Below are 25815 nucleotides of genomic sequence, written 5' to 3'. Positions count from 1 at the left end.
GCTGAATTGAAAAATGGGTCGGGTTCAGACGAAGCGCACGCCGGCCGAGCCGATGCCGCCCAGGCTGATGCGCAGCTGGTCGCCGGCGGTTACGGGCACCATCGCGGCAAGAGAGCCGGACAGGATCACCTCGCCCCGCTTCAGGCCAATGCCCAGCCGGCCAAGCGTATTGGCCAGCCACGCCACCGCATTGACGGGATGCCCGAGCGCGGCCGCGCCGGCGCCGGTCGCGACGATCTCGCCGTTTTTCTCCAGCGTCATGCCGACCGTGCCCAGGTCCACGCTGCGCGGGTCCACCGCGGCATCGCCCAGCACGAACACGCCTGACGATGCGTTGTCAGCCACGGTGTCCTGGATGCGGATCTTCCAGTCGCGGATGCGCGAGTCGACGATCTCGAAGCAAGGCAGCACATAGGCGGTGGCGCGCAGCACGTCGGCATTGGTCACGCCCGGCCCCTCCAGGTCTTCCTTCAGCACGAAGGCAATCTCGCCTTCGGCCTTGGGCGCGATCAGGGTGTCGGCGGGAATCGCCGCGCCGTCGGGGTAGACCATGCCGGACAGCAGGTGGCCAAAGTCGGGCTGGCGCACGTCGAGCATGTCCATCACCACGCGGCTGGTCACACCGATCTTCTTGCCGACCACGCGCTCGCCGGCGTCGAGCCGATGCTGCACCATCGCCAGCTGGATGCGGTAGGCATCGTCGATGCTCAGCTCCGGCCACGATTCGGTCAGCGGCGCCACCGGGCGACGGGAGGCCAGCGCATGGTGCAGGCCGGCGCCGATCTCAAGGATAAGTTCGTTATGCATGACGGGACCTCACAGGCGGACGCAGACGTTGCGCAGCTCGGTGTAGAACTCGAGCGAATGGACACCGCCCTCGCGGCCGATGCCGGACTGCCTGGCGCCGCCAAAGGCGGTGCGCAGGTCGCGCAGGAACCAGGCATTGATCCAGCAGATGCCAACGTCCAGCGCGCTGCCCATGCGGTGCGCGGTGCCGAGGTCGCCGGTCCAGACCGTGGCGGCCAGGCCGTACGGGGTGTCGTTGGCCAGCGCGATGACTTCCTCTTCGGTGTCGAACGGGGCGATATGGCAGCACGGCCCGAAGATCTCCTCGCGGATCACGGCGGCGCTTTCCGGCAGGCCGGTCCAGATGGTGGGCTGCACCCAGGCGCCTTCGGCCAGCGCCCCCGGCATCTGCGGCACGCCGCCGCCGGTGACCACGGTGGCGCCGGCCCCGGCGGCCTTGCGGTAGTAGGACAGCACCTTGTCGCGGTGCTCGTGCGACACCAGCGGGCCCATGTTCACGCCGGGCTCGGTGGGCCGACCCAGCTTCAGGCCCTCGGCCTTCGCCTTCAGCGCGGCGACAAAGCGCTCGAAGATCGGCCGCTGCACGTAGACGCGCTCGGTGCCCAGGCACACCTGGCCGCTGTTCTCGAACGCCGAGCGCGTGATGCCGGCCACGGCCTTGTCGAAATCCGCATCGGCGAACACGATGCCCGCGTTCTTGCCGCCCAGCTCGAACGACACCGGCCGCACGCCGTTGGCCGCTGCCTTCATGATGGCCTCGCCGGTGCGGGTCTCGCCGGTGAAGGTGATGCCGTTGACCTGCGGGTGCGCGGTCAGGAACGCGCCGGCCGAATCCGGGCCAAAGCCGTGCACCACGTTGTAGACGCCGGGCGGCACGCCGGCCTCGTTCATCACCTCGCCCAGCAGCGTCGCGGTGGCGGGGGTCTCCTCCGAGGGCTTGACCACCACGGTGTTGCCGCAGGCCAGCGCCGGCCCGACCTTCCATGTCATCAGCAGCAGCGGCAGGTTCCACGGGCACACCACGCCGATCACGCCGCGCGGGCTGCGCACCGCGTAGTTGATGGCCTTGCCGCCGTCGGGCGTGTCCATGGCAAAGCTTTCGGTCGGCACGTTGCGGATCAGGTCGGCAAAGACCTTGAAGTTGGCCGCGCCGCGCGGGATGTCGATATGACTGGCCAGCCCGAAGGGCTTGCCGGTATCGGCAATCTCGGCCTGCACGAATTCGTCGAAGCGGCGGTTGATGCCGTCGGCCACCGCGTGCAGCAGCTCGACCCGCTGCGCCACCGTCATGCGGCCCCACGGTCCCTGCAGCGCGCTGCGCGCGGCCCGCACCGCGGCGTCGACCTCGGCCTGTCCGGCCTCGTGCACGTGGCCGATCAGGCTGTTGTCGGCCGGATTGCGGTTCTCGAAGGTCCGCGCGGTGCCGACCCACTCGCCGTTGATGAAGTTCTTGAAGTCTTTCATGTTGTTTCTCTGGTATTGAAGCATTCGTGCACGGCAATCCTCCGCTCATCGATTGGGTGCTCCCTCTCCCGCAAGCGGGAGAGGGAGCAAACGAGCGGGAGGCGAGCGTTCGCGCTCAGGTCAGCACATTCAAGAACGCTTCGTTCAGCTTCCTGTCGTGGTAGAAGATCGCGCGCCCCAGCTCGTTATCGGTCCAGGTGATGGTGGGCTTGTCCGGGTAGTGGATATAGCCGCCGGAGAAGACCTCGTTGCGGTTGCCCGAGGGATCGAAGAAGTAGATCGTCGCGCCACGCGTAATGCCGTGACGGGTCGGGCCGATGTCGAGCGACACGTCCTTCTTGGAGATGATGTCGGCCGCCTTCAACACTTCGCTCCAGTTATCAAGCAGGAACGAGGCATGGTGGAAGCGGTTCTTCTCCGGGTGGCGGATAAAGGCAATGTCGTGCGCCTTGTTCGAGCAGGTCAGGAAGGCACCGATCAGCATCTCGCCGTCGGCCCCGGCCACGACCTGCTCGGCCAGAGAAAAGCCCAGCACGTCGCGGAACAACTTGACGGTGCCGTCGACATCGTCGCCATACAGCAGGCAGTGGTCGAAGCGGCTGGGCGCCATGCCGCGCAGGTCGTCCGGCCAGGGGTCGGGATTGAGGTCGCCGGTCTTGCAGCCAAGCTTGTCCTTGTCGGCAAAGAGTTCGATCGCATGCCCTGTCGGGATGGTGAAGCGAAAGCGCACGCCGGTATGCGGGTGCTCGCCCGCGGCGATCCACTTGCAATCGCTGGCCAGGCCGGATTGCTCCACCTCCTGCGCCAGCCGCTCCAGCGTGTGGCCGCTGTCGACGCGAAAACCCATGTAGTCCATGCCCGGACTGTCGGCCTCGCGCAGCACCACGCTGTGGTGGTCGTGCTCGTCCCATGCCTTCAGGAACACCCGGCCCTGCGCATCGCGCGCGGTTTCGATCAAGCCGAGTACCTCGGTGTAGTGTTTCAGCGCCGGTTCCAGCTCCAGCACGCGCAGGGCTACATGCCCCGGTCGCAATACGCCTGTCAATGCCATGATGGGTCTCCTGGTGTGGTGGGGTGGCGTTGTGTGGGTGCCACCTTCCTTGCTTGTGCTTCGTTTGCGTGCTACCGGCCCTGTTCGCGCCACCGCTGCTTTTCCAGGCAGCGCTGCAGCAGGGCCACCGGCCGCAGGCGGATATCGCTGTCCGGGTAGGTCTTGCAGGCCAGCACCAGTCCGTCGCGCTGCTCCGCTTCGGACAGGCAGGCGCGGCTCATCTTGCCGGCGTGAAAGTCGCCGGCTTCGATGCGGACCTTGCACACGCCGCAGCCGCCGCCGCGGCAGCCGGCGGGGATGCCGCGCTGGCCCAGCACTTCCATGGCCCGCAGCAGGTTCTGCTCCGCCGCGCAGGGGTAGCGCAGCCCGCTGCCGGCGATCTCGACGGTATGCATGGCCGGCCTCCTCAGATCTTGAACAGCGGACTGCGCGCGCTGTTCTGCGCATCGGCCGCGGACAGGAACTTCTCGGTGTGGATATCCGCCTCGAACAGCCGGCCCTGCATCAGCGTGCGGATGCAAGCCTCGATCATCGGCGGCGGCCCGCACAGGTAGGCCTTGTGGCCGCGGAAGTCGGCATTGCCGTCCTGCGCGTAGAGCTGGTGCAGCACGTCATGCACGTAGCCGCGCGCGCCGCTCCAGCCGCTGTCGGCGGGTTCGTCCGACAGCGCGGGCACGTAGCGGAAGTTGGGGTGGGCCTGCGCCAGTGCCTGGAACTCGGCGTCGTAGTACAGCTCGCCGCGGTTGCGCGCGCCCTGCACCAGCGTCATCGGCAGGGTCTCGCCGGCGGCCAGCAGGTCCAGGATCATCGCGCGCGGGCTGGACAGGCCGGAGCCGCCCGCGAGGAACAGCATCGGCACCTGCGCCGACTTGCGCACGAAGAAGCGGCCATAGGGCGCTGAGAACGACAATTCGTCGCCGACCGCCAGCTGGTCGTGCAGGTAGCCGGTGGCCTGCCCGTCCGGCACGCGCCGCACGTGCAGCTCGACCAGCTCGTCGCCCGGCGCGTTGGCCAGCGAGAACGCACGCGGCTGGTCGCAGCCCGGCACGTTCAGGTTGACGTACTGACCGGCCTGGAAGGTCGTGCGTCCACCATCCTTCACACGCAGCCAGATGCCCAGGATGGTGGGCGTCAGGGCGCGCGTCTCGACAACTTCGGCGCGATAGTCGGCCAGCGGCAGGCCCAGCGCATCGGCGTCTTCCTCGATGTCGGCCTCGATCACCAGGTCCGACTGCGCGGTCGCGCAGCAGGCCAGGCACTGGCCGTTGTCGCGCTCGAAATCCATCAGCGCGAAGCTGGAGGCCTCGCCCTGCTCGACCTCGCCGTCCACCACCTGCACCTTGCAGGTGGCGCACAGCCCGTGGCAGCAGGCATGGGGCAGCCACACGCCGTTGCGCAGGCAGGCGTCCAGCACGGTCTGCCCGGGAGCGATGGGGATGGTCTGCCCGATCGGTTCAATGGTCAGCGAATACATCTTGGTCTCCTTCCGGTGGTGCGTTCGACCATGCGCCTCAGCTGCGGCTGCCGCCGATGCCGTCCAGCCCCGGCGTGCGGAAGCGGATCACGTCCTTGTGGCCCAGGCCGTTCTCTTCCAGCGAGCGGTCCAGGTCGGGCTGCCAGGGCTGGCCGCCGCGCAGCCACTGCACCTGGCCCCAGTCGATGCGGGCAAAGTCGGGGTGGTAGCCGTAGACGCCGGGCAGCACCTTGTCGACCACGTCGCGCAGCGGCATCGACGGCGGGAACGGGAAGCAATGCGGCGCGCAGAACAGCAGGTGGCCGTCCCAGCCGATATAGAGCAGCCGGTTGCCGTGGAACACGGCCTCGCGGTCGGCCGCCTCGAAGGCGTAGTCGCCGATGGATACGACGGGCATGGTTGTCTCCTTGTCTTGTGATGGGGGCCGCTTCAGGCGGCGTCCGCGGCAGGCCCGATGCCCTTCCACGCGTTCCAGTTGCGCTGGTCCTGCGAGCCCTCGAAGTCGAGGTTGTCAGCGCCCGGGTTCAGCCGGTACCACTTGAGCACGTCCTCCAGCGTGGCGCCGCCGCAGTTGCCCTGGTAGATCTGGTGCACCGGCAGCCAGGCCTGCGCGTACTTGGCGGGCTCGTCGTCGAAGATGTCCTTGCAGCCGTCCGAGCAGAAATGGAACTTCATGCCGTGGTAGCTGCTTTCGCGGTAGCAGGTCTGGGTCGGGTCGTCCGGCTCCGAGAACACCATCGGGATCTGGCAGGTCTGGCACAGCATCGGCAGCGTGGTGTTGTAGAAGCGCTCGCCGGCCTGCTGGCGCTCCTGCCAGTGGTCCAGGCGCGGCTTGTAGTAGCGCTCGAAGGTCTGGGGGTACTTCTCGGCCAGCCATGCCATCTCGTCGGCCTTGGGCACCCAGGTGTGGAAGCCGGCGGCGCCCGCGTAGTTGTAGAAGGTGGCCCAGGCCTCGTGCGTGATGCGGTCCTTGGTCCTGGTGGCCACTTCGTGGTACTTGGGCATGCGCAGGCCGTAGCGCTCCAGATCCTTGAACAGGGCCCCGCCCGCCTGCTCGAAGTACATCTCCCAGGCCTCGGCCCACGACATCACGCGCTTGGGCAGCATGTAGTCCATCATCATGCCGACCAGCGTGAGCAGTCGGAAGCCGCGCCAGAACCACTTGTCCAGCCACTTCTGCAGGATCGGGATATTGCCGGGGTCCTGCTCGCACAGGAACTTGACCACTTCCAGGCCCAGCGTCATGTGGCGCGACTCGTCGGACTGCGCGGAGAAGCCGAAGGTCACCGTGGCCATGTCGCCGTTGTAGGCGGCGCCGGACATGAACGGCATGAACAGCAGGTTGGTCAGCACATACTCGAACGAGAACGAGATCGCGGTGATGAACTCGAACGGCCCCGCGCTCATCGCGTCCTCGAAGTAGGACTTGGGCACCGACAGGTACCAGACCCGGTCGTGCATGTGGCGCCATTCGCCAAAGCCGTGGAAGTACTTGTTGTAGACCGACAGCGTGTGCAGCTGGGTCTGGGCGTGGCGCAGCTCGTCGACCGACTGCATCTGCGCCGCCACGCGCGCGCCGGCGCCGCGGAAATGGCGGCCCAGGTGCGCGTAGCCGCGGTGGGCGGCGTATTCCAGCGGCGTCACGCCGGTCAGGAACAACCGCAGCGCGTTCAGGTAGCGCGGGTCGGATACGTTCAGGTGGCCGTTGTTCTGCACGAACGAGTCGATGATCGCGTACAGCTTGCGCTCCTTCTCCGACTGGTACTTCCAGTAGGCATCCATGGTCATGCGGAACGGGTCTTCCCATTTGTCCCAGTCGTGGATGCGGATGCCCTCGTACTTGTCGAACGGGAAGACCTTGTCCATCGGCTCGTAGGTCGTTTCCCAGGCCAGGTCCCGCGTCATCGAGGCGTACTTCTCGCGCAGGTTGAGCTTCTTGCGTGCGTCCATGATGTCTCCGTGATGTTCTGTGTGCCGCTGCCCGGTCAGGCGTTCCAGCGCAGCGTGAAGGCGTCTTCGTCTTCGTCGATGTTTCCGCACAGCGAGATCAGGTTCAGGTGGATCTCCTGCAGGTCCCAGTCGCGGCCGAGCTTGCCGGCCACCAGTTCGCGCACGATGGTCAGGTGGCCGGGGGCGTCGATCTTGACCATGGCGGGAAACTGCGACACCACCGCATGCGGGTTGGCCTCGGTGATGGCGTCGATGATGGGTCGGGTGTCGTCGTTGTTCTGCAGGGCGATATAGACGTTGGCAGCGGTGGCTGACATGGCGTGTCTCCGTGGGGTACGTCGTGGGCGGATCAGGCAGCCAGGCCGAGCCTGCCCAGGCGGACTTCGAACTGCTCGCGGCACAGCGCCACCATCTGCGCGCCGTCTTCGCCGGTGAGCGCATCGGCCACCGGCACCAGCGCCTGCGCCACCTCGGCGCAGGCGGCGCGCGCCCAGCCCGACAGCAGCGCGCGGTTGGCGTCGGACTCGGCCGCTGCGGCCTGGATCACGGCATCGACCCAGCGTGCGTGCTCGTCGCGCCAGTCGTTCATGAATTCGGTCAGCACCGCCAGCCCGGTGCCGCAGGCGCGCGCGATCACCGCGTCGGCATGCTGGTAGACCAGCGGGTAGAGCAGTCCGTCGAGCACCAGGTTCTGTGCGACGAAGGTCTCGAACCAGTCCCCGGTGACAAAGGTGTGCTCGACAAAGCGGCGCAGCGGCTGCCACGCGGCGCTCTCCAGCCAGGCCACCCTGGCCCGCTCCAGCGCCACGCCGGTATTGCCGTCCAGCAGCATGCCGATGCGCGACAGGTATTGGGCGATACCCAGGCGGTCCATCGCGCAATAGGTGCAGGCCTGCGTGATGGCCGTGCCCCAGCCATAGTCGGCGCAGTAGAAGTTGTTCATGTTGGCGCCCCACTCCACATGGCGCAGCGGCAGCAGGCCAACGGCCAGGCGTTCCTGCCATTCGGCCGGCAGCGCCTGCAGCAGCCCGCGCTTCTCGACGAAGGCAAAGCTCTTTTCGGTTGCATCCTGCTGGCGCCCACGCGCGGTCACGTAGGCGCCGTAGTAGAACTGGCGCGGGTCTTTCAGCGCGTACCAGTCCTGCATCACGATCGCCGTGCGGCGCTTGTCATACAGCTCGAAGCCTGGGTCCCAGGTGGGGCGGTAGTGGAAGTTCACCTCAGACTGCACGTCGTAGGTCGCCTCCTGGTAGCGCGACGCCGGCTTGTCGCCGAAGCGGCGCGCGACATGGCCGTAGGTCTGGCGCAGCGGCTGGATCTGCTGGGTCTTGATATCGACTTGCATCGCTTGGTCTCCTGTATCCCTTCTCTCTTTGTGATGCGGTGGCTGCGGCGTCAGTCGTCGGCTTGCGGCTGCGGCGCGGTTTCCAGCGGGGGCAGGAAGCGCACGCGGTTGACGCAGCAGAAGGCTTCGAACATCGGTTCCGGCATGATCAGTTCGACGTTGAGCTCCGGGTCGGCCACGCTGAAGGCGAACTGCACAAACCCTTCGGGGGTGCGGCCCTCGACCCGCACATAGCGCGGCGTGGCTTCGAACAGGGGAACCGACGGGGTGTTCATGGCGCGCTCCGTTGCGTTGGCTGGACGCAGGCCTTACTGCGAAGACCGTGCCAGCAAGCGCGAAGCGTTGTGGGACAAGGGTTACGGGGAATCGGCGATGGCGAGCGTGCGCGTTAACCCGGAAAGGTCCGCGCGAAACGCATCGATGAATTGATGAAGCTGCGCACAGGTCTTGATCAAATGATCAAAAGCCGCGCCGGGCGGGCGTTTGCGGGCAGCGAGCAGATGCGGATGGGATTGCCCTGCGGCGCAGCAGCGTGCGTGGGCAACCTGGGTGAGAAGACTTGATCTGGCAGGGAAAAATCGCTGGCGCGGTGCAGCATCGGGCAACTTCGGGCCGATGCGCGGCCCGGAGGGGCTGCATCAAATGATCAAGTGGGGAAGAAGCTGGAATTCGAGGCGCGTGGAAGACGCGATCGATGTTGATGACCACCGGCGCGCTCCCTCTCCCGCAAGCGGGAGAGGGGAGCAAACCCTCGGCACTTGAGGCGAGGAAACGGCGTCAGTTACCGTTGCCGTGCCCGTTACCGGCACGCGTACCGCGCATCTTCCACCGATACGCCAGCTGCGGCCGCGTAATGCCGAGCAACCGCGCCGCCTGGCTCATGTTGCCGTCGGCGCGCTGCATGGCCGCCTCCATCAGCACGGTCTCGACGTCGCCCAGCGCCAGCTGCTGCTCTGACATCTGGTCCAGCAGCGCATGGACCGCGGCTTCGCGCAGGTCTGGCAAGGTGCCGCCCGCGCCCAGCCGCGGCGCGGTATCCACCACCGGTGCCACGGTGCCCGGCAGGAACAGGTGGTCGGCGGTGATCTGGCCGCCCTGGCTGGCCAGGATCACGCCGCGCTCGATCACGTTCTCCAGTTCGCGCACATTGCCGGGCCAGTCATAGTGGCGCAGCTCGGCCAGCGCGCGGTCGGTGATGCCGACGATGCGCTTGCCGTGGCGCGCGCCGTAGCGGGCCACGAAGCGCTCGGCCAGCGGCCGGATGTCGTCCAGGCGCTCGCGCAGCGGCGGGATCGTGACCGGGTAGACGTTGAGGCGGTAGTACAGGTCCTTGCGGAAGGTGCCCTGCTTCACGGCTTCGGCCAGGTCGACATTGGTGGCGGCCACCAGCCGCACATCCACCTTGCGCGTGCCGGTGCCGCCCACGCGCTCGACCTCGCCTTCCTGCAGCACGCGCAGCAGCTTGGACTGGGCCGAGGCCGACAGCTCGCCCAGTTCGTCCAGGAACAGCGTGCCGCCATGCGCACGCTCGAAGCGCCCGGGGCGCGACTGGCTGGCGCCGGTGAAGGCGCCCTTTTCCACGCCGAACAGCTCGGACTCGATCAGCTCATCGGGAATCGCCGCGCAGTTCACGGCAATGAAGGGCTTGTCGGCGCGCCCGCTCACGCTGTGCAGCGCCTGCGCGAACCGCTCCTTGCCCACGCCGGTCTCGCCCAGCAGCAGCACCGTCACGTTGCTGGCCGCGGCCCGCTGCAGCAGGCCCCAGGCGGCACGGAAGCCGGGCGAGGTGCCGACCAGGTCGGCCGGCGTGGCCGGGGTGCCCTGCAGCGCGCGCAGGTGCTCTACCTCGCTCTGCAAGGCGATGATGGTTTCGATCACGGGATCGGGCTGGTACAGCGCCAGCGCCTGCGTGCCGTCTTCCCAGGCTTCCACCGGCTTGCCGATGATGCGGCAGTGCGGATGGCCGCAGGCGATGCACTCGACCTCGCGGTACAGGATGGTGCGCCCCATCAGCGCCGAGGTGTAGCCGGTGGCGTAGCCGATCTGCATCCAGCAGGCAGGCTCGTCGACGATGCCGAACAGCTGGCGGTGGACGTCGCCCTCGAAGGAGTCTTCCCACAGGAATTCGCCATCGTAGATGCCGGCGGCGATGTCGATGTCGACCTTGACCGGCGTGACCCGCACCACCCCCTCGATGGTATGCAGGCAGGGCCCGATCTCCAGCTGGCCGAAGTCGCTGTGGCCGGCGCGCAGCTTGCGCGCGACCTCCGCATCGCGCATGCCCGAATGGAAGCCCATGCGCATGAACAGGCCGCGCGCGCGCTCCATGCCCAGGGTGTCCACCAGTTCCTTGCGCAGCGCGCCCAGGGCGGCGGTATGGATCAGGATCATGCGCTGCTCGTCCAGCCAGATCGCACCCTCCTCCATGGCGAAGCGCAGGCGGCGGGCAAGATCGGCCAGGCCATCGCGCATGGTGGCCGAGAACTTGTCGGTTGAACTGCTCATTGTCTCCCCTCAGTGCCGGCGGGTGATCCGCTCGAGTGTGCCTTTCGGCTGGCATCTTACGCACATTATGTGCCAGGGAGACGGGGGCAGGGCAATGACATTCCCCCGGAGCATTTCCGGGGGCGTCTCCCTATGAACCGCGTTGGTCCGGGCCGCTCAATCCGCCCGGATACCCCGCTGGCGGATCAGCACACCCCACTTGTCGGTTTCCTTCGCCAGGTGCTCGCGCAGCACCGCCGGCGAACTGCCGATCGGCTCGGCGCCGATCAGCGCCAGCCGCTTCTGCACCGCAGGCTTGCGCAGCGCCTCGAGCATGGCGCGGTTGAGCGTGTCGATGACCGGCTGCGGCGTCTTCGCCGGCACAAAGGCGGCGAACCACGGCGACAGCTCATAGCCCGGCAGGCCGGCCTCCGCCACCGTCGGCACGTTGGGCAGCGCGCTGGAGCGCTTGCTGGTGGTGACCGCGATCGCCGTCAGCTTGCCCGATTCGATATGCGGCCTGGCCGAGGTGATGCTGTCGAACATGTAGTCGACCTGGCCGCCCAGCAGGTCCGTCATGGCCGGGCCGCTGCCCTTGTAGGGGATATGCAGCATGTCGACGCCGGCCATCGAGGTGAACAGCTCGCCCGCCAGGTGGATCGAGGTGCCATTGCCCGCGGAGGCATAGGTGTACTTGCCCGGCGCCGCCTTGGCGTGCGCCACCACGTCCTTGACGGTGCTTTCCTGGCGCCGCGCCTTGCTGGCCACCAGCACGTTGGGCACCACCGCCAGCAGCGACACCGGCGCGAAGTCCTTGACCGGGTCGTAGCTCAGCCGGCCGTACAGCGCCGGGTTCACGGCCATGCCGTTGGCAACGATGATCAGCGTGTAGCCGTCGGCGGGCGCGCGCGCCACCAGTTCGGCGCCGATATTGCCGCCGGCGCCCGGCCGGTTCTCGACCACGATGGCCTGGCCCAGCGTGCGCGACATGTCTTCGCCCAGCGTGCGCGCGATATTGTCCATGGCACCGCCCGCGGGGAACGGCACGATCCAGCGGATCGGATGGTCGGGATAGGCCGCGTGCGCGGCCGGCGCTGCGAACGACAGGCCGGCAGCCAGTGCCAGCGCCCCTGCGCGGCCGGTGCTTGCCAGCCGCTGGAATAACGTCTTCATTGGTCTCCTCACTTGATGCGTGCAGGCACCGGTGTGCCATGCGGGGGGTGCGCTGCCTGCCAGTTCAGCCGCGCCGGTAGTGCGCCAGCTTGTCTTCGTCCAGCGCCAGCCCCAGGCCGGGGCCTTCAGGCAGGTGCAGGCTGAAGTCGCGGTACTCGGGGCGCTGCTGCACGATATCGTCCTTGAGCAGCAGCGGTCCGAACAGCTCGGTGCCCCAGGCCAGCTGCGGCAGCGTGCAGAAGCCATGCGCCGCGGCGATGGTGCCGACGCTGCCCTCCAGCATGGTGCCGCCGTACAGCGCGATGCCGGCGGCGTCGCCCACCGCGGCGGTGCGCAGCATGCCGAAGATGCCGCCGGCCTTGGCGATCTTCAGCGCGAACACGTCGGCGCCGCCGATGCGCGCCAGTTCCATCGCGTCCTCCGGGCCGCACACCGCTTCATCGGCCATGATCGGCACCACGAAGCGCGCGGCCAGCCGGGCCAGCGCCATGCGCTGCTCACGCGGAGTGGGCTGCTCGATCAGGTCGATGCCGGCGGCTTCCAGCATGGCGATGCCGGTGGCGGCGTCGGCCTCGTTCCAGGCCTGGTTGACGTCGACGGTGACGCGCGCCCGCTCGCCCAGCGCGCGCTTGATCGCGGCCACGTGGGCCACGTCGTCGCGCACGCTGCGCCGGCCGATCTTCAGCTTGAAGGTATGGTGGCGGCGCTCGGCCAGCAGTTGCTCGGCCTCGGCGATGTCGCGGGCGGTGTCGCCGCTGGCAAGCGTCCACAGCACCGGCAGGGTTGAGCGCACCGCGCCCCCCAGCAGCGTGGCCAGCGGCACGCCCAGGCGCTTGCCCTGCGCATCCAGCAACGCGGTCTCCAGCGCTGACTTGGCGAAGCGGTTGCCGCGCGCGACCTTGCCCAGGCGCGCCATCGCGCCATGCACGTTGGTGGCATCCTGGCCAGCCAGCGCGGGGGCCAGGTAGGTGTCGATGGTCAGCTTGATGCCTTCCGGACTTTCGTCGCCATAGGACAGGCCGCCGATGGTGGTGGCCTCGCCGATGCCCTCCACGCCGTCGCTGCAGCGCAGCCGCACGATCACCAGCGTCTGCTGCTGCATGGTGGCCATGGCCAGCTGGTGTGCCCGGATGGTGGGCAGGTCCACCAGGATGGCTTCCACCGAAGTGATAGTCGTGGTCATACCTTGTCGATGCGAATTGATCATTGAAGCCAAGTATGCGGCTTGACTTTGCCGGCGTCCAAGACCGATGATGTCTCAATCGATACCCTACAGGTATGGGAGCAGGACACCAATGGAACTCCGGCACCTGCGTTATTTCCAGGTCGTGGCCCAGGAACTCAACGTCACCCGCGCCGCCGAGCGGCTGCATATGGCGCAGCCGCCGCTGTCGCGCCAGATCCGCCAGCTGGAAGAAGAAGTGGGCGTGGCACTGTTCGACCGCGTCGGCCGCGGGCTGCGGCTGACCGAGGCCGGCCGCTTCCTGCTGGAGCAGACCACCCAGCTGACGCAGCGGCTGGAAGAAACCATCGAAGGCACGCGCCGCATCGGGCGGCAGGACAAGCGCTGGTTCGGCATCGGCTTCGTGCCGTCGGTGCTGTATGGCGTGCTGCCGGAACTGATCCGCGAACTGCGCGAATCAGACCGGCACGACCAGCAGGTAGAGGTAGGACTGGCCGAGATGATCACCGTGGAGCAGATCGAGGCGCTCAAGGCCGGCCGCATCGACCTGGGCTTCGGCCGCATCGCGCTGAACGATCCCGCCATCCGCCAGCAGGTGGTGATGGCCGAGCCACTGGTGGCAGCGCTGCCCGCACGCCTGCCCGCGCCGCGCCGCAAGGCGCTGACGCCACAGGCGCTGGCGGCGCAGCCGTTCATTCTTTACCCGGCCCGGCCGCGGCCCAGCTATGCCGACCACCTGCTGTCGATGTTCCGCGCGCAGGGCCTGCAGTTGCGTGTGGCGCAGGAGGCCAACGAACTGCAGACCGCGCTGGGGCTGGTGGCGGCCGGCATCGGCATCACGCTGGTGCCGGCCTCGATCCAGCGCCTGCATCGTGACGACGTGCGCTACTGCCCGATCGACGCGCCGGGCTTCGTGTCGCCGGTGATCATGAGCTATCGCGAAGGCGACACGTCACCGTTCCTGGCGCGGGCGGTGGAATGGGTGATGCGGCAGGCGCAGTAAGCTGCATCAGGTGCCGGTGAACTGCGGCGTGCGCTTTTCCTTCCAGGCCAGCGCGCCTTCGCGGATGTCCTGCGACTGGGTGGCCCGGCTGATGTCGCCAGCCAGCGCCTCGGCATCCAGCGCGCCGCGCCCGATCGCGTTCAGGTGCCGCTTGTGTGCACACGATGGGGCCCCACGCACGCCAGCCTGACTGAGAGCGGGCGGGGCCAGCCAGCAATTGCCAACTCTGCCAGCGCGACACTTTTGGTTACAAAACCAAATCGCCAAATGTGTTTGATGTCAAACATCTGACATTTGACCAATCAACAATCGCTCGCTGTCACGACAAGCCAAGGCCAACCGCACCCGAACCGGCCAGTTCCCCGCGCTTGTCGTCCGCGCGGCGGAAGTCCATGGGCCTGCATCCGATGTCGGCGCATGGGCTCGGCAATCGTTATCCCCCTCAACGACTACAGGGCATGCACACATGAGACCTTCATTGCTGTCGCGTTCCGCCCGGCCATGGCTGGCGGCCGGCACCCTCACCCTCGCACTGATGCTTACCGCCTGCGGCGGCGACGATTCGCCGGGCGCGACGGGCGGCACCCTCCAGCCCAGCGGCGCCAATGGCACCAAGCCGGACCAGCCAGGCAAGCCTGACCAGCCCGGCACCTGCACCACGCGTTGCGCCCCGTGATGCGGGCCCGCTTTCCGATCCAGCGACAGACCGACCAGCGACAGCCATGACCTTCAACCCGTCTAAGCGACATTTCCTCAAGACCAGCCTCGGCACCGGCGCCGCCGCCGCGGTGCTGGCCAGCTTTCCGCCCAGCATCCGCCGCGCGCTCGCCATCGAGGCCAACAACGCCACCGGCACCATCCAGGACGTCAAGCACGTCGTGATGGTGATGCTGGAAAACCGCTCGTTCGACAACTACTTCGGCACCTTCAAGGGCGTGCGCGGCTACGGCGACCGCTTCGCGATCCCGTTGCCCAATGGCAAGAACGCGTTCTACCAGACCGATGCCAACGGCAACCTCCTGACGCCCTACCATCTCGACGAAACCCAGGGCAACGCGCAGCGCGCGGGCGGCACGCCGCACACCTGGCCCGATGCGCAGGCCGCGTGGGACCACGGGCGCATGGACCGCTGGCCGGTCGCGAAGAAAGCGCTGTCGATGGGCTACTACGATGACGCCGAGATCCCGTTCCAGCGCGCGCTGGCTGACGCCTTCACGCTGTGCGATGCCTACCACTGCGCGATGCACACCGGCACCATTCCCAACCGCCTGTTCTACTGGACCGGCAGCAATGGTCCCACCGGCGACAACGTCGCGGTGATGATTAACGAGTTCAACGCGGGCGCGGATGTTGGCCCCTCCACCGAAGGCTGGACCTGGAAAACCTATGCCGACCGCCTGCAGGCCGCCGGCGTGGGCTGGAAGGTCTACCAGAACGTGCCGGACAACTATGGCTGCAACCAGATGATGAGCTTCCGGCACTGGCGCGCAGAGATGGAGAAGATGCCCGTCGGACGCAAGCTCTCCAACACCGCCGGCACCGGCGTCAACCCGCCCTACAACCCCGACATCGACGACCAGTACAGCCCGCTGGCCAAGGGCTTCTGCAACACCATGTCCGACGGCGGCTTCCTGCAGTCGCTGCGCGACGACGTGCTCAACGGCAAGCTGCCCGAGGTGTCGTGGATCATCCCGCCGGCCGAGTTCAGCGAGCACCCCGGCCCGTCCAGCCCGGCCAAGGGCGGCTGGTACGTGCAGGCCATCCTGGACGCGCTGACGGCATCGCCCGAGGTCTGGAGCAAGACCGTGCTGCTGATCAACTTCGACGAGAACGACGGCTTCTTCGACCACAGCCCGCCGCCGACCGCGCCGTCGCGCAACCTGGACGGCACGCTGGCCGGCAAGTCGACCCTCGACGACGCGCAGATGGCGTACGAGTACTTCAACTTCCAGCCCGCCACGGCCAAGCAGCCGCCGCAGGACGGCAAGCCCTTCGGCCCCGGCCCGCGCGTGCCGCTGTGGGTGGTGTCGCCGTGGAGCCGCGGCGGCTGGGTCAACTCTGAAGTGTTCGACCACACCTCGGTGCTGCGCTTCCTGGAGGCGCGCTTCGGCGTGATGGAGCCGCAGATCAGCGCCTATCGTCGTGCCATCTGCGGCGACCTGACCAGCGCCTTCAACTTTGCCACGCCCAACACCGAGACCCTGCCCACGCTGGCCGGCCGCACCACCCGTGCCGACGCCACCAGCCTGACCGCATGGCAGCAGACCCAGCCGGCGATCCCGGTGCCGGCCACGCCCGCGCTGCCTGAGCAGGACACCGGCACGCGTCCGTCGCGCAAGCTGCCATATGAACTGCATACCAGTGCACGCGTCGATGCCGCATCCAAGGCAGTCCGCCTGCTGTTCGCCAACGCCAGCACCAACCAGGCCGGCGCGCTGTTCCACGTCTATGACAAGCTGCACCTCGACCGCATTCCGCGCCGCTACGTGGTCGAAGCCGGCAAGACGCTGGACGACGTGTGGAACATCAATGCCGACGGCGGCAAGTACGACCTGTGGGTGCTGGGGCCCAACGGCTATCACCGCTCGTTCTCCGGCGATATCAACGAAGCGGTGACCACGTCCACCGAAATCCAGGTCTGCTACAACCCGTGCAGGAAGCCCACGATCCAGGTGAAGCTGCATAACGACAGCGATGCCGACGTGACCTTCACCGTCACGGCGCTGGCCTACCGCGACGACGGCCCGTGGACCCAAAGCCTGAAGCGGGGCAAGGTGGAAACGCTGGAATGGCCGGTGGCCGACAGCGGCAACTGGTATGACTTCGTCGTGACCTGCGAGGCCAGCCCGTCGTTCGCGCGGCGCCTTGCGGGGCGGATGGAGACCGGCGAGGACGCGGTCAGCGATCCGGAGATGGGAGTGGTTTGATGCCCTGCCTGCGGGGATGAGCGGAGTCCGTCGTGCCTCGGCGTGGCGGGCTCTTGCATGCAGCATGCAGGATCAAGGCGCAGTCGCATCGACTTGCCAGGTACAGCCATCGCATTGACAGCCTCACCGCCCCATGCTGTATTCGGCCGGCACCCACGCGAACCCCTTGCCCTCGCGCCGCACGTGGCCGATACCCGGGAAGGAGATATGCGCCGCGCCCACCCAATAGCCCTTGGCCGCTGCATCCGCCATGGCGCGCTTGCGCATCTTCACCGCGGCCGTGGAATCCACGTCGAAATCGATGGCTACGCCGGGCTCGGGGAACTGCAGGTGCTGCGCATGGATGGTGTCGCCCCACAGTTGCAGCCGCTGTCCTTCGCTACTGATCTCATAGAACGTGTGGCCCGGCGTATGGCCCGGCATGCGCAGCGGACGGATGCCGGGAAACAGCTCATGCTCGTCGTCGAAGCTGCGGACCTTGTCGGCTTTCAGATAGGGTGCGAACACTGCCTCCGCCTGCGCGAAGTTGTGCCGCTGGCCCGATGCCGCCCTGGCGGCGTTGGCCGGATTCAGCCAGAACTCAGCGTCGCGGCGGTCGACGTAGACCACGGCATTCGGGAATATGGCCTTGCCATCGACGGCAAGCCCGCCGGAGTGATCCACGTGGATGTGGGTCAGCAGCACCGCATCGATCTGCTCCGGCTGGTAGCCGGCCGCACGGATGTTGTCCGGCAGCTTGCCGCCCACGCCCGGGCCAAACAGGCTGCCCGCGCCCGCATCGACCAGCACCAGGTGCTGGCCGGTGTTGACCAGGAACGCATTGACAGAGGTCTCGGGCTGAGTGGACTGGTAGTTGCGCGCCTGCACCGACGCAATGTGCTCATGCAACGCATGCTTGAGCAGCTTGCTGATCGGCACGTTGACAGTGCCGTCCGACAGCGCCGTGATCTCGAACTTGCCGAGCTTCATGCGGTAGTAGCCGGGCGCCTGCGCGCCGACCTGGGGTGCGCCGGCATGTGCCGGGATGGCTACCACTGACCAGAGCAGCATACCGACCAGAAGTGCGCAGTGCCACAGGGGGGGCTTAGCCGGGGAATGAGGTGTGTTCATTGTGTTTGCCTGGAAAATGACCGCGAGCGAAAGGGATGCCCGCGTGTTGTGCAGGATTCTGGCGGCCGCGACGGCATCGCACAAATCGATTGGAATGATTGCCGGTATCGCTACAGGCGATACCGCAGCGGAGGCCGCGCGAGCCCTGTGGCGCCCGCGTCATTCATTCCGCCACGGAAACTATCGCATCAAAAAACTTCACTAGGCCCGCACGGGGCCGTCGCCGATACTCGTCCACAGTTACACCACGACGACGAGGGAGTCAGCATGAGGAAGTCAGCAGTTCAAGTCCTGGCCGCGGGGATCTTCGGCGCGCTGCCATGGGCACCGGCGGCCGTGCAAGCGGCGTGGCCGGAGAAGCCGGTGCGCCTGATCGTGCCGACCGCGCCGGGCGGCGCGCCGGACATCGTCGCGCGCCTGTTCGGCGATGCGCTGTCCAGGCGCCTCGGCCAGGCCGTAATCGTCGAGAACCGGCCGGGCGCGGGCGGAAATATCGGCATGCAGGCGCTGCTGGCCGCACCGTCGGACGGCTATACGATCGGCTACGGCAACAATGCCACGCTGTCGACCAATCGCTTCCTTTACAGCAAGCTCCCCTACGATCCGGACAAGCTGGTGCCCATCGTCGGCCTGGTCACGACCTTCAACATCCTCGCCGTCAATCCGTCGCTACCGGTCAAGTCCACCGGGGAACTGGTGGCATACTCCCGCGCCAATCCGGGCAAGCTCTCCATGGGCTCGGCGGGCAACGGCACCACCAGCCACCTGGGCGGCGAGCTGTTCAAGGTCATGGCCAATCTCAGCATCACACACGTGCCCTACAAGGGCAGCACGCCGGCGCTGCAGGACCTGGTCGGCAACAACGTGCAGTTGATGTTCGACAATGTGCCTTCGATCGGACCGTACGTGACGTCCAACCGCGTACGCGCGCTGGCGGTGACCTCAAGCAAGCGCTCGCCGCACTTCCCGGATTTGCCCACCATGGCGGAGGCCGGCCTCAAGGGCTATGAACTGACGGCATGGGCGGGCCTGGTTGCCGCGCCGGGCACTCCCACCGAGGTGATTGAGCGGATCAACCGGGAAATCAACGCGATCATCAATGACCCGGCATTCCGTGCCCAACTGGACAAGCTCTCATTCGATCCGCTGGGCGGCACCGCGCGCGACTTCCAGGCGCTGATCGCGAGCGAGACCGTCAAGTTCGGCGAGCTGGTGCGCAAGAGCGGCGCCAGGGTCGATTGAGAGAGAACACCATGCAAACGCACCAAGACCTGCACTTCAAACTGATCATCCGCAATGGCGACGTCATCGACGGCACCGGCGCGCCGCGCCGCACGGCCGACGTCGGCGTGGCGGATGGCGAGATCGTCGCCATCGGCAACCTCGCGGCAGCGCGGGCAGATACCGAAGTCGATGCCACCGGCCTGATCGTAGCGCCTGGGTTCATCGACACGCACACGCACGACGACTGGATGGTGTTCCAGTCCCCCGACATGCTGCCGAAGGTCACGCAGGGCGTGACCACCATCATCGCGGGCAACTGCGGCATCAGCCTGTTCCCGCTGGTCACCGACAGCATTCCGCCGGCTCCGCTCGACATCATGCGTGGCGGCTACCGCTTCGATTCTGTGCGCGCCTACCGGGAAGCGTTTGCGGTGCGGCCGGCGGCTGTGAATGTCGCGGTGCTGGTGGGGCAGTCCACGCTGCGCGCCAGGCGCATGGGACAGCTCGGCCTGCCCGCCAGCGATGCCGAGATCGAGAGCATGCGCCAGGATGTGGAGAACGCCCTGCGCCAAGGCGCGATCGGAGTGTCCACCGGCACCTTCTATCCGCCTTCGGCCGCGGCACCCGAGGATGAAATCGTGCGCATGTGCGAGCCGATGAAGCGGCTCGGCGGTGTGCTGGTGTCGCATATGCGCGATGAGAGCGACAACATCAGCGAGTCGATCGACGAGACCGCGCGCATTGGCAAGGCGCTGGGCGTATCGACCGTCATCTCGCACCACAAGCTGGTAGGCAAGCAGAACCATGGCCGCAGCCGCCATACCCTGGCCCAGGTGCGCAACCTGGCCGAAACCATGCCGCTGTGCCTGGACTGCTATCCGTATGCGGCGTCATCGACCATGCTGCGGCCCGAACGGGTGCATCAGTGCGACCGCATCCTGATCACGTGGTCGGCCCCGCACCCTGAGGCCGCGGGGCGCTACCTGGAGGACCTGGCGCAGGAGTGGGGGCAGACGCGCCATGAGGTTGCAAGGCAGCTGGTACCAGGCGGCGCGGTTTACTTCATCATGGACGAGACGGACGTCCGCGACATCCTGACCTATCCGGACACGATGGTCGGCTCAGACGGCATTCCCTCCGACGAAACCCCACACCCGCGGCTGTGGGGCACGTTCCCGCGCGTGCTGGGGCTGTACTCGCGCGACCTGGGCCTGTTCCCGCTGGAACGCGCGGTCCACAAGATGACCGGACTGCCGGCGCAGCGCTTTGGACTGGAGCGGCGTGGAGAACTCAGGCCGGGCCATGTCGCCGACATCACCGTCTTCGATCCGGCAACGATCCAGGACCGCGCCACCTTCGACGACCCGCAGCAGCCGTCAGTGGGCGTGCGGCATGTGTTCGTCGCCGGTGAGGCCACCCTGCGCGACGGCCTGCCGGCCAGCACCCGTCCCGGGCGCTTCGTCACTTCCACCCTGGTGAAGGCGGACCAGGCCGGCTGAGGACGCGCTTCACCTAGCGCCCGCTTGCATCGGCGCTTTGCTCAAGCAGCCACGCGATGAAGGTCTGCATCGCCGGGTTGTCGCGCTTGTCCTCCGGACAGATGAAGTAGTAGGCCTTGGGTGAGACATAGGGCTCGTCGGACAGGCGCAGCAGCCGGCCGGCCTTGATGTCTTCACCCGCCACATAATCGGGCAGCAGGGCCACGCCCATGCCGCTGACGGCGGCCTGCAGACCCATGGTCAGCAGACCATAGCGTGAGCCGTCGTCGGGATGCGGCAGCTTGATCCCGGCCTGCCGGAGATAGGCGGGCCAGGCCTCCAGCGCGGCGATCTGGTGCAGCAGCGGCAAGCGCTTCACGGCCTTGGCCAGCGTTCCGCCGCCAGGCAGCAACTCAGGCGCGCACATCGGATAGAGCACCAGCGGCATGACCTTCAGGCTGAAATGGCGTGGCGGCGGCCCCGCGCAATACATGATCGCCGCATCGAGCCCGGTGCTTTCCAGGTCGACCGGCCCCACCTTGGTCGTGACGTTTAGCTGGATCTGCGGCTGCGCCTTGACGAACCTGAGAATGCGCGGCAACAGCCAGATATTGCCCAGCGAAACCGGCACCGACAGGTTCAGCCGCCCGCCCGCGGCGCGGCCGGACTGCACCTCCATGGTCGCTTCCTCCAGCAGCGCCAGCGCCTTGCGCACGTTCCTGAGGTAATCCTCGCCCGCGGGTGTCGCCGCCACCGCGCCTTTGCGCCGGTTCAGCATGCGCGCGCCGAGGAACGATTCCAGCTCGGTGATCTGCTTGCTGACCGCGCTCTGCGTCAGGCAGAGTTCCTCGGCCGCCCCGGTGACGCTGCCCGTGCGGGCCGTGGTCTCGAATGCGATCAGGTTCGCCAGCGCAGGCAGGTGGCGGCCGTTTGTACTTTTCATGGCGGTAGGGCGTGACGGGAAGCCGACTTCGGTTTGAGGGGCCGTTCGCGTGCTGGCATTGTCATCCATTCATTCCCTGAAGGAAAGAAGCATGGACAAAACTTCCATTGCCTGCCGGCACGGCTGCACCAATACTGGCGTCATGCCGCCTGATTGCCGATGACTCCGATGCCTGCTGCCGCCCCTCGCCTTGTGCCTGATCGTTTCGACCTTCTCGAGGCCTCCATCGGGGAACTCGCCGCCGCCATGCACGCCGGCCGGATCAGCGCAGCGGGTCTGGTGGACTACTACCTCGCGCGTATCGCCGCCTTCGACAAGGACGGGCCGCGCATCAATGCGATCAGTTGCATCAATCCCGCTGCCATGCACGAGGCGCGAGTCCTGGACGACGAACTGCGCACGCACGGCCCGCGCGGGCCTCTGCACGGCATACCGATGGTGGTCAAGGACAATATCGATACTGTCGGCATGCCGACCACTGCCGGCTGCGCGGCACTGCGGCAGGCCTACCCGCGCGCCGACGCGGCCTGCGTGGCGCGCCTGCGCGCGGCCGGTGCCATCGTACTGGCCAAGACCAACATGTCGGAACTGGCCGCCTCTAACGGGCGCTTCGGGTACAGCTCTGCCAACGGCCTGACGTTGAACCCCTATCGCTTATCCCGCAACGCCAGCGGTTCCAGCAGCGGCACCGGTGCGGCAGTGGCGGCCAATTTCGCGGCGTTCGGGCTGGGGACCGATTCGTTCGGCTCCGTGCGCGGTCCGGCATGCGTGCATGCGCTGGCCGGTATCCGGCCTACGCATGACCTGGTGGAGTCGGCCGGCGTACTGCCGCTGGCCACATCGTTCGATATCGTCGGGCCCTTGGCCCGTAACGCCGACGATGCGGCCATGGTCCTGGATGCACTGGTGCCGGGCTCAGGCGTTATCGCACAGCCGGCGTCGCTGGCTGGCCGCAGGCTGGGCATCGTGACCGACTTCGCCGGAGGCAGCGACGAGGTCGACGCGCTCTTTGCAACCGCAACGGAGGCGATGCGGGCGGCGGGCGCCGTGACGATACCCGTGCGTCTGCCGGCATTGGCGCTCACGCTCTACGCCGACCTGCTGGACGCTATCGTACAAGCGGAATGGGTGCGTGGGCTCGATGCCTACCTGGGACAGTTGCCGGGCGGTGCTCCGGCCAGCACGGCCGCACTGCTGGCGCACATCACCACCACGGACCTCTCCACGGATGCGCACCAAATGAACCCGCTTACGCTTGCCGCGCTGCGGCATGCGTTCGAGATGCGAGACACGCTGCCCCAAGCCAATGTTGCAGCGGCACGCCGCTTCGGCGCCATGCTCGACGACATCCTGCGCGGGCGTGGCCTGGAGGCCCTGGTATTTCCCACGCTGGCCTGCCCGGCCTCGCCGCGCTTTGACATGGCGGACGCCACTTACCATTGCCGGGCGCAGCAGCCGCTGGCGGCAATGCATATGGCAAGCGCCAGCGGCTTTCCGGAGGTCAGCGTACCCATGGGATTCACGTCGGCTGACATCCCAGCCGGGGTGTCGTGGCTTGGACGTCCACGCAGCGATGCCGTGCTGCTGGCCATTGCGTCGGCCTTCGAGCGCGCGACCGGGCACCGCCGCCCACCCGTCAGCACGCCGGCCCTGGCATGACGACGGCCGGCTTGCCGCGGATTGCACGCGATGTTCCAATGCCCTATCTGCGGGGGAGGGTAGCAGATGAGCATTAAGGAAGGCCATTTTCGCGGCGTCGACCTGAACCTGATGGTAACGCTGACCGTGCTGCTGCGCGAGCGCAGCGTCTCGCGCGCCGCGGCGCGCCTGCACCTGGGACAGCCAGCCGTCAGCGGTGCACTGGCACGGCTGCGGGAGATGTTCGACGACCCGTTGCTGGTACGCACCGCTCACGGCATGGAGCCGACCGAGCGCGCACTGGAACTCGAGCGGCGCCTGCTGCCGGCCCTCGGCGAGATCGAGGCCGCCCTGCTGCAGCGGCGCGACTTCGACCCGCTTACGTCGGACCGGACTTTCGTGGTCGGGATGCCGGACTGGGTGGAGCTATGGCTCGCGCCGCGCATTCTGCCGAGCCTCAGCACCTGCGCGCCGGGCGTGCGACTGGCCATCGTGCCGACGGACCCGTTCCGTGGCACCGAGATGCTCGAGCGCAATGAGATGGACCTCGGTATCGGGCCATTCGCCAAGGGCGCGGCATGGCGGCGCGAGCGCGCCTGGCAGACCATGGGCTTTCGCTGCGTCTATGGGGCCGCGCCGCTGGATGCCTGCCAGATCCTGTCGCTGCAAGACTATCTGCGGTTTCCGCATGTGCTGGTGTCATATCGCGGCGCTTTCGACAGCACCGCCGATACGTGGCTGGCCACCCAGGGCCAGGCGCGGGACGTGCGCTACAGCAGTGCGCGCTTCGCCAGCGTACCGGCCATCCTGAAGGGAACCGCTGCACTGGCAACGGTGCCGGCGGTGCTGGCGGACCAATGGTGCGCCACCGAAGGCCTGCGCCAGCTTCCCTGCCCCGTGCCGATGCCTGACTTCACGGTGACCGCAGTCTGGTCCGCGGCAAGGGACAATGATGCGGGCCTGATGTGGCTGGCAAATACGTTCGCCGGGCTTGCACAGGATGGCGTGCCCGCTGGCATATGACGCTTCCCTGACGGGCGATGCTCGGACCCGGTCAGGCCTTGCGCCAGACTGGCGAAGAAGAAATCGCTACCTTGCGCGGCAGGATCTGCTGCGCGGTGAAGGCATCGGCGATGCGCTGCTGCTCGGCCAGCGCGGCGGCGTCGACCGTGCGCACCGCATAGCTGCGCCGTGCGTTCGCGGCTTCCACGGTGGCCGCATCCAGGCCGATCAGTGGCGCATGCCAGCGCGCTGCCTCGGCCGGATTGCGCTTGACCCAGTCACCCGCGTCGCCCAACGCATCGAACACCACCTCAAGCACCTCGGCATGCGCGCGCGCGAACGGCGTCGCCGCCAGGTAGAAGCGCCGATAGCTGGCCAGCCCCTCGCCATCGCGCAGCAAGCGCGCATTGGCCTGGCGCTGCACCGCGGCCAGGAACGGGTCCCAGATCACCCATGCCGCCACGCTGCCGCGCTCGAACGCCGCGCGGGCGTCGGCCGGGCTCAGGTATGCCGGTTCGATATCGCGGATCGACAGACCCGCGCGCGCCAGCGCTTCCAGCACCAGGTAGTGCGCGCCTGCGCCCTTGGCAAATGCCACCCGCTGCCCCTTGAGCTGCGCCACCTCGCGGATCGGCGAGTCGCCACGCACGACAATGGCCTGTGCCTGCGGCGAAGGCGTCTCGCTGGCGTAGTAGGTCAGCGCGGCACCCGCGGCCAGCGCAAACGGCGGCACCGCATCGGCCACGTCGGCGCTCAGGTCGATATTGCCGAGGTTCAGCGCTTCAAGCAGCGGCAAGCCCGAGGTGAATTCGTACCACTGCACCGTCACCCCCTTGGGCGCCAGCGCCTTCTCCAGCGTCTGCCGCGACTTCAGCAGGATCATCAGCGTGGAGGACTTCTGGTAGCCGATGCGCAGCGCGGTCTGTCCTTGCCCCCAGCTGACGCCTGGCAGCACACTGGCGGCAGCTGCGGCGCCCGCTGCCGTCAGAAGCAGGCGGCGGCGTGAGTCGTGGGTCGGGTTCATAGCGGTGTTCCGGGATTTCATTGGAGCGCCAGCTTAGTCACGGGCCCGCACAAAGCCAACGAAGATTGTCGCGGATGCTTATGCGCCGCGCGCGCGGATCACCGCGGGCCGGCGCTATCATCTGCCATTCCTGCGCAACTACCGAACGAAAACCATGAACCTGTCTGCCGGCATCCCCATCCTCCGGATCTTCTCGGTCGACAAGGCCAAGGAGTTCTACCTCGACTTCCTCGGCTTCTCGCTCGACTGGGAGCATCGGTATGAAGAGGGATTTCCGCTGTACGCGCAGGTCAGGCGCAGCGGCCTGACGCTGCACCTGAGCGAGCATTATGGCGACGCCACGCCCGGATCGACGGTGTTCGTGACGGTGGAGGATGTCGATGCGCTGCAGCAGGAGCTGTCTGCCAAGGACTATCCGTACGCGAGGCCCGGTGTGGAGGATGTGGGCTGGGGGCGGATGCTGCAGGTGGCCGATCCGTTCGGGAACCGGCTGCGGTTTTGCGAGGTGGCGGAGGATTAGGCCAGCACTGGCAGG

The 25815-nt window shown here is 67.3% G+C and carries 25 protein-coding genes; 8 read left to right on the top strand and 17 right to left on the bottom strand.

Going from position 1 to position 25815, the window contains the following annotated elements; translation table 11 throughout:
• Positions 1-24: 24 nt before the first annotated feature.
• The 13 genes from dmpE to I6H87_RS21440 form a co-directional block, all read right to left on the bottom strand.
• Complete coding sequence (gene dmpE / locus I6H87_RS21500) at positions 25-807, bottom strand: 2-oxopent-4-enoate hydratase (protein ID WP_011616672.1); 783 nt, start codon at positions 805-807, stop codon at positions 25-27.
• A 9-nt stretch (positions 808-816) separates the two neighbouring features.
• Positions 817-2271, bottom strand: coding sequence for a 2-hydroxymuconic semialdehyde dehydrogenase (locus I6H87_RS21495; RefSeq protein ID WP_041687992.1), 1455 nt, complete (start codon positions 2269-2271; stop codon positions 817-819).
• Positions 2272-2386: 115 nt separating this feature from the next.
• Complete coding sequence (locus I6H87_RS21490; RefSeq protein WP_011616670.1) at positions 2387-3322, bottom strand: catechol 2,3-dioxygenase; 936 nt, start codon at positions 3320-3322, stop codon at positions 2387-2389.
• Positions 3323-3393: 71 nt separating this feature from the next.
• Entirely contained in the window at positions 3394-3717 is a 324-nt protein-coding gene (locus I6H87_RS21485; RefSeq protein ID WP_010810415.1) for a 2Fe-2S iron-sulfur cluster binding domain-containing protein, read from the bottom strand.
• Between the two features lie 11 nt (positions 3718-3728).
• The gene (locus I6H87_RS21480) at positions 3729-4796 is read right to left on the bottom strand and encodes an NADH:ubiquinone reductase (Na(+)-transporting) subunit F (protein WP_011616669.1); all 1068 of its coding nucleotides are present in this window, start codon (positions 4794-4796) and stop codon (positions 3729-3731) included.
• 37 nt (positions 4797-4833) lie between these two features.
• Complete coding sequence (locus I6H87_RS21475) at positions 4834-5193, bottom strand: phenol hydroxylase subunit P4 (RefSeq protein WP_010810417.1); 360 nt, start codon at positions 5191-5193, stop codon at positions 4834-4836.
• A gap of 32 nt (positions 5194-5225) precedes the next feature.
• The gene (locus tag I6H87_RS21470) at positions 5226-6746 is read right to left on the bottom strand and encodes an aromatic/alkene/methane monooxygenase hydroxylase/oxygenase subunit alpha (protein ID WP_010810418.1); all 1521 of its coding nucleotides are present in this window, start codon (positions 6744-6746) and stop codon (positions 5226-5228) included.
• Between the two features lie 35 nt (positions 6747-6781).
• Positions 6782-7063, bottom strand: coding sequence for an MmoB/DmpM family protein (locus tag I6H87_RS21465; protein ID WP_010810419.1), 282 nt, complete (start codon positions 7061-7063; stop codon positions 6782-6784).
• A gap of 32 nt (positions 7064-7095) precedes the next feature.
• A complete protein-coding gene (locus I6H87_RS21460) occupies positions 7096-8091 on the bottom strand; it encodes an aromatic/alkene monooxygenase hydroxylase subunit beta (RefSeq protein WP_010810420.1) in 996 nt (331 codons plus the stop codon).
• A 50-nt stretch (positions 8092-8141) separates the two neighbouring features.
• The gene (locus I6H87_RS21455; RefSeq protein ID WP_010810421.1) at positions 8142-8366 is read right to left on the bottom strand and encodes a phenol hydroxylase subunit; all 225 of its coding nucleotides are present in this window, start codon (positions 8364-8366) and stop codon (positions 8142-8144) included.
• 502 nt (positions 8367-8868) lie between these two features.
• Complete coding sequence (poxR, locus tag I6H87_RS21450) at positions 8869-10596, bottom strand: phenol degradation transcriptional regulator PoxR (protein ID WP_011616668.1); 1728 nt, start codon at positions 10594-10596, stop codon at positions 8869-8871.
• Between the two features lie 156 nt (positions 10597-10752).
• Complete coding sequence (locus I6H87_RS21445) at positions 10753-11748, bottom strand: tripartite tricarboxylate transporter substrate binding protein (protein ID WP_011616667.1); 996 nt, start codon at positions 11746-11748, stop codon at positions 10753-10755.
• Positions 11749-11812: 64 nt separating this feature from the next.
• Positions 11813-12931, bottom strand: coding sequence for a muconate/chloromuconate family cycloisomerase (locus I6H87_RS21440; RefSeq protein WP_010810424.1), 1119 nt, complete (start codon positions 12929-12931; stop codon positions 11813-11815).
• 112 nt (positions 12932-13043) lie between these two features.
• On the opposite strand from I6H87_RS21440, the gene I6H87_RS21435 reads away from it, so the two are divergent.
• Entirely contained in the window at positions 13044-13934 is an 891-nt protein-coding gene (locus tag I6H87_RS21435) for a LysR family transcriptional regulator (protein WP_010810425.1), read from the top strand.
• 6 nt (positions 13935-13940) lie between these two features.
• Here I6H87_RS21435 and I6H87_RS21430 read toward each other — a convergent pair whose 3' ends face one another.
• Positions 13941-14114, bottom strand: a complete 174-nt coding sequence (locus tag I6H87_RS21430; RefSeq protein WP_010810426.1) for a hypothetical protein — start codon at positions 14112-14114, stop codon at positions 13941-13943.
• 286 nt (positions 14115-14400) lie between these two features.
• Between I6H87_RS21430 and I6H87_RS21425 the strand changes: the two genes are divergently transcribed.
• Together I6H87_RS21425 and I6H87_RS21420 are read left to right on the top strand one after the other, a co-directional pair.
• On the top strand, positions 14401-14610 hold the full coding sequence (locus I6H87_RS21425) for a hypothetical protein (RefSeq protein ID WP_037025585.1): 210 nt from the start codon (positions 14401-14403) through the stop codon (positions 14608-14610).
• 46 nt (positions 14611-14656) lie between these two features.
• On the top strand, positions 14657-16861 hold the full coding sequence (locus tag I6H87_RS21420) for a phosphocholine-specific phospholipase C (protein WP_011616665.1): 2205 nt from the start codon (positions 14657-14659) through the stop codon (positions 16859-16861).
• A 123-nt stretch (positions 16862-16984) separates the two neighbouring features.
• Here the strand turns inward: I6H87_RS21420 and I6H87_RS21415 are convergent, their stop codons facing one another.
• On the bottom strand, positions 16985-17911 hold the full coding sequence (locus I6H87_RS21415; protein ID WP_011616664.1) for an MBL fold metallo-hydrolase: 927 nt from the start codon (positions 17909-17911) through the stop codon (positions 16985-16987).
• Between the two features lie 327 nt (positions 17912-18238).
• Between I6H87_RS21415 and I6H87_RS21410 the strand changes: the two genes are divergently transcribed.
• Together I6H87_RS21410 and I6H87_RS21405 are read left to right on the top strand one after the other, a co-directional pair.
• Positions 18239-19213 carry a Bug family tripartite tricarboxylate transporter substrate binding protein gene (locus tag I6H87_RS21410; RefSeq protein ID WP_010810430.1) on the top strand — a complete coding sequence of 325 codons (975 nt, stop codon included), beginning with the start codon at positions 18239-18241 and terminating at the stop codon, positions 19211-19213.
• Positions 19214-19224: 11 nt separating this feature from the next.
• Positions 19225-20694 carry an N-acyl-D-amino-acid deacylase family protein gene (locus I6H87_RS21405; protein WP_041687988.1) on the top strand — a complete coding sequence of 490 codons (1470 nt, stop codon included), beginning with the start codon at positions 19225-19227 and terminating at the stop codon, positions 20692-20694.
• Positions 20695-20707: 13 nt separating this feature from the next.
• On the opposite strand, the gene I6H87_RS21400 is transcribed toward I6H87_RS21405, so the two are convergent.
• Positions 20708-21616 carry a LysR substrate-binding domain-containing protein gene (locus tag I6H87_RS21400; protein ID WP_136227853.1) on the bottom strand — a complete coding sequence of 303 codons (909 nt, stop codon included), beginning with the start codon at positions 21614-21616 and terminating at the stop codon, positions 20708-20710.
• Positions 21617-21808: 192 nt separating this feature from the next.
• Here I6H87_RS21400 and I6H87_RS21395 point away from each other — a divergent pair, with 192 nt between their 5' ends.
• Positions 21809-23275 (top strand): amidase, encoded by a 1467-nt coding sequence (locus I6H87_RS21395; RefSeq protein ID WP_231881490.1) that lies wholly within the window; start codon positions 21809-21811, stop codon positions 23273-23275.
• 66 nt (positions 23276-23341) lie between these two features.
• Positions 23342-24277, top strand: a complete 936-nt coding sequence (locus tag I6H87_RS21390; protein WP_011616661.1) for a LysR family transcriptional regulator — start codon at positions 23342-23344, stop codon at positions 24275-24277.
• Between the two features lie 31 nt (positions 24278-24308).
• Here the strand turns inward: I6H87_RS21390 and I6H87_RS21385 are convergent, their stop codons facing one another.
• Complete coding sequence (locus tag I6H87_RS21385; RefSeq protein ID WP_011616660.1) at positions 24309-25280, bottom strand: aliphatic sulfonate ABC transporter substrate-binding protein; 972 nt, start codon at positions 25278-25280, stop codon at positions 24309-24311.
• A 154-nt stretch (positions 25281-25434) separates the two neighbouring features.
• On the opposite strand from I6H87_RS21385, the gene I6H87_RS21380 reads away from it, so the two are divergent.
• Positions 25435-25800: a glyoxalase superfamily protein gene (locus tag I6H87_RS21380; RefSeq protein WP_010810436.1), complete on the top strand. Its 366-nt coding sequence runs from the start codon at positions 25435-25437 to the stop codon at positions 25798-25800.
• Positions 25801-25815 lie beyond the last annotated feature (15 nt).

The sequence above is a fragment of the Cupriavidus necator genome (assembly GCF_016127575.1).
GTDB classification, from domain to species: domain Bacteria; phylum Pseudomonadota; class Gammaproteobacteria; order Burkholderiales; family Burkholderiaceae; genus Cupriavidus; species Cupriavidus necator_D.
The sequence above is the reverse complement of the archived record's forward strand: the minus strand, read 5'-3'. Positions and strand labels throughout refer to the sequence as shown.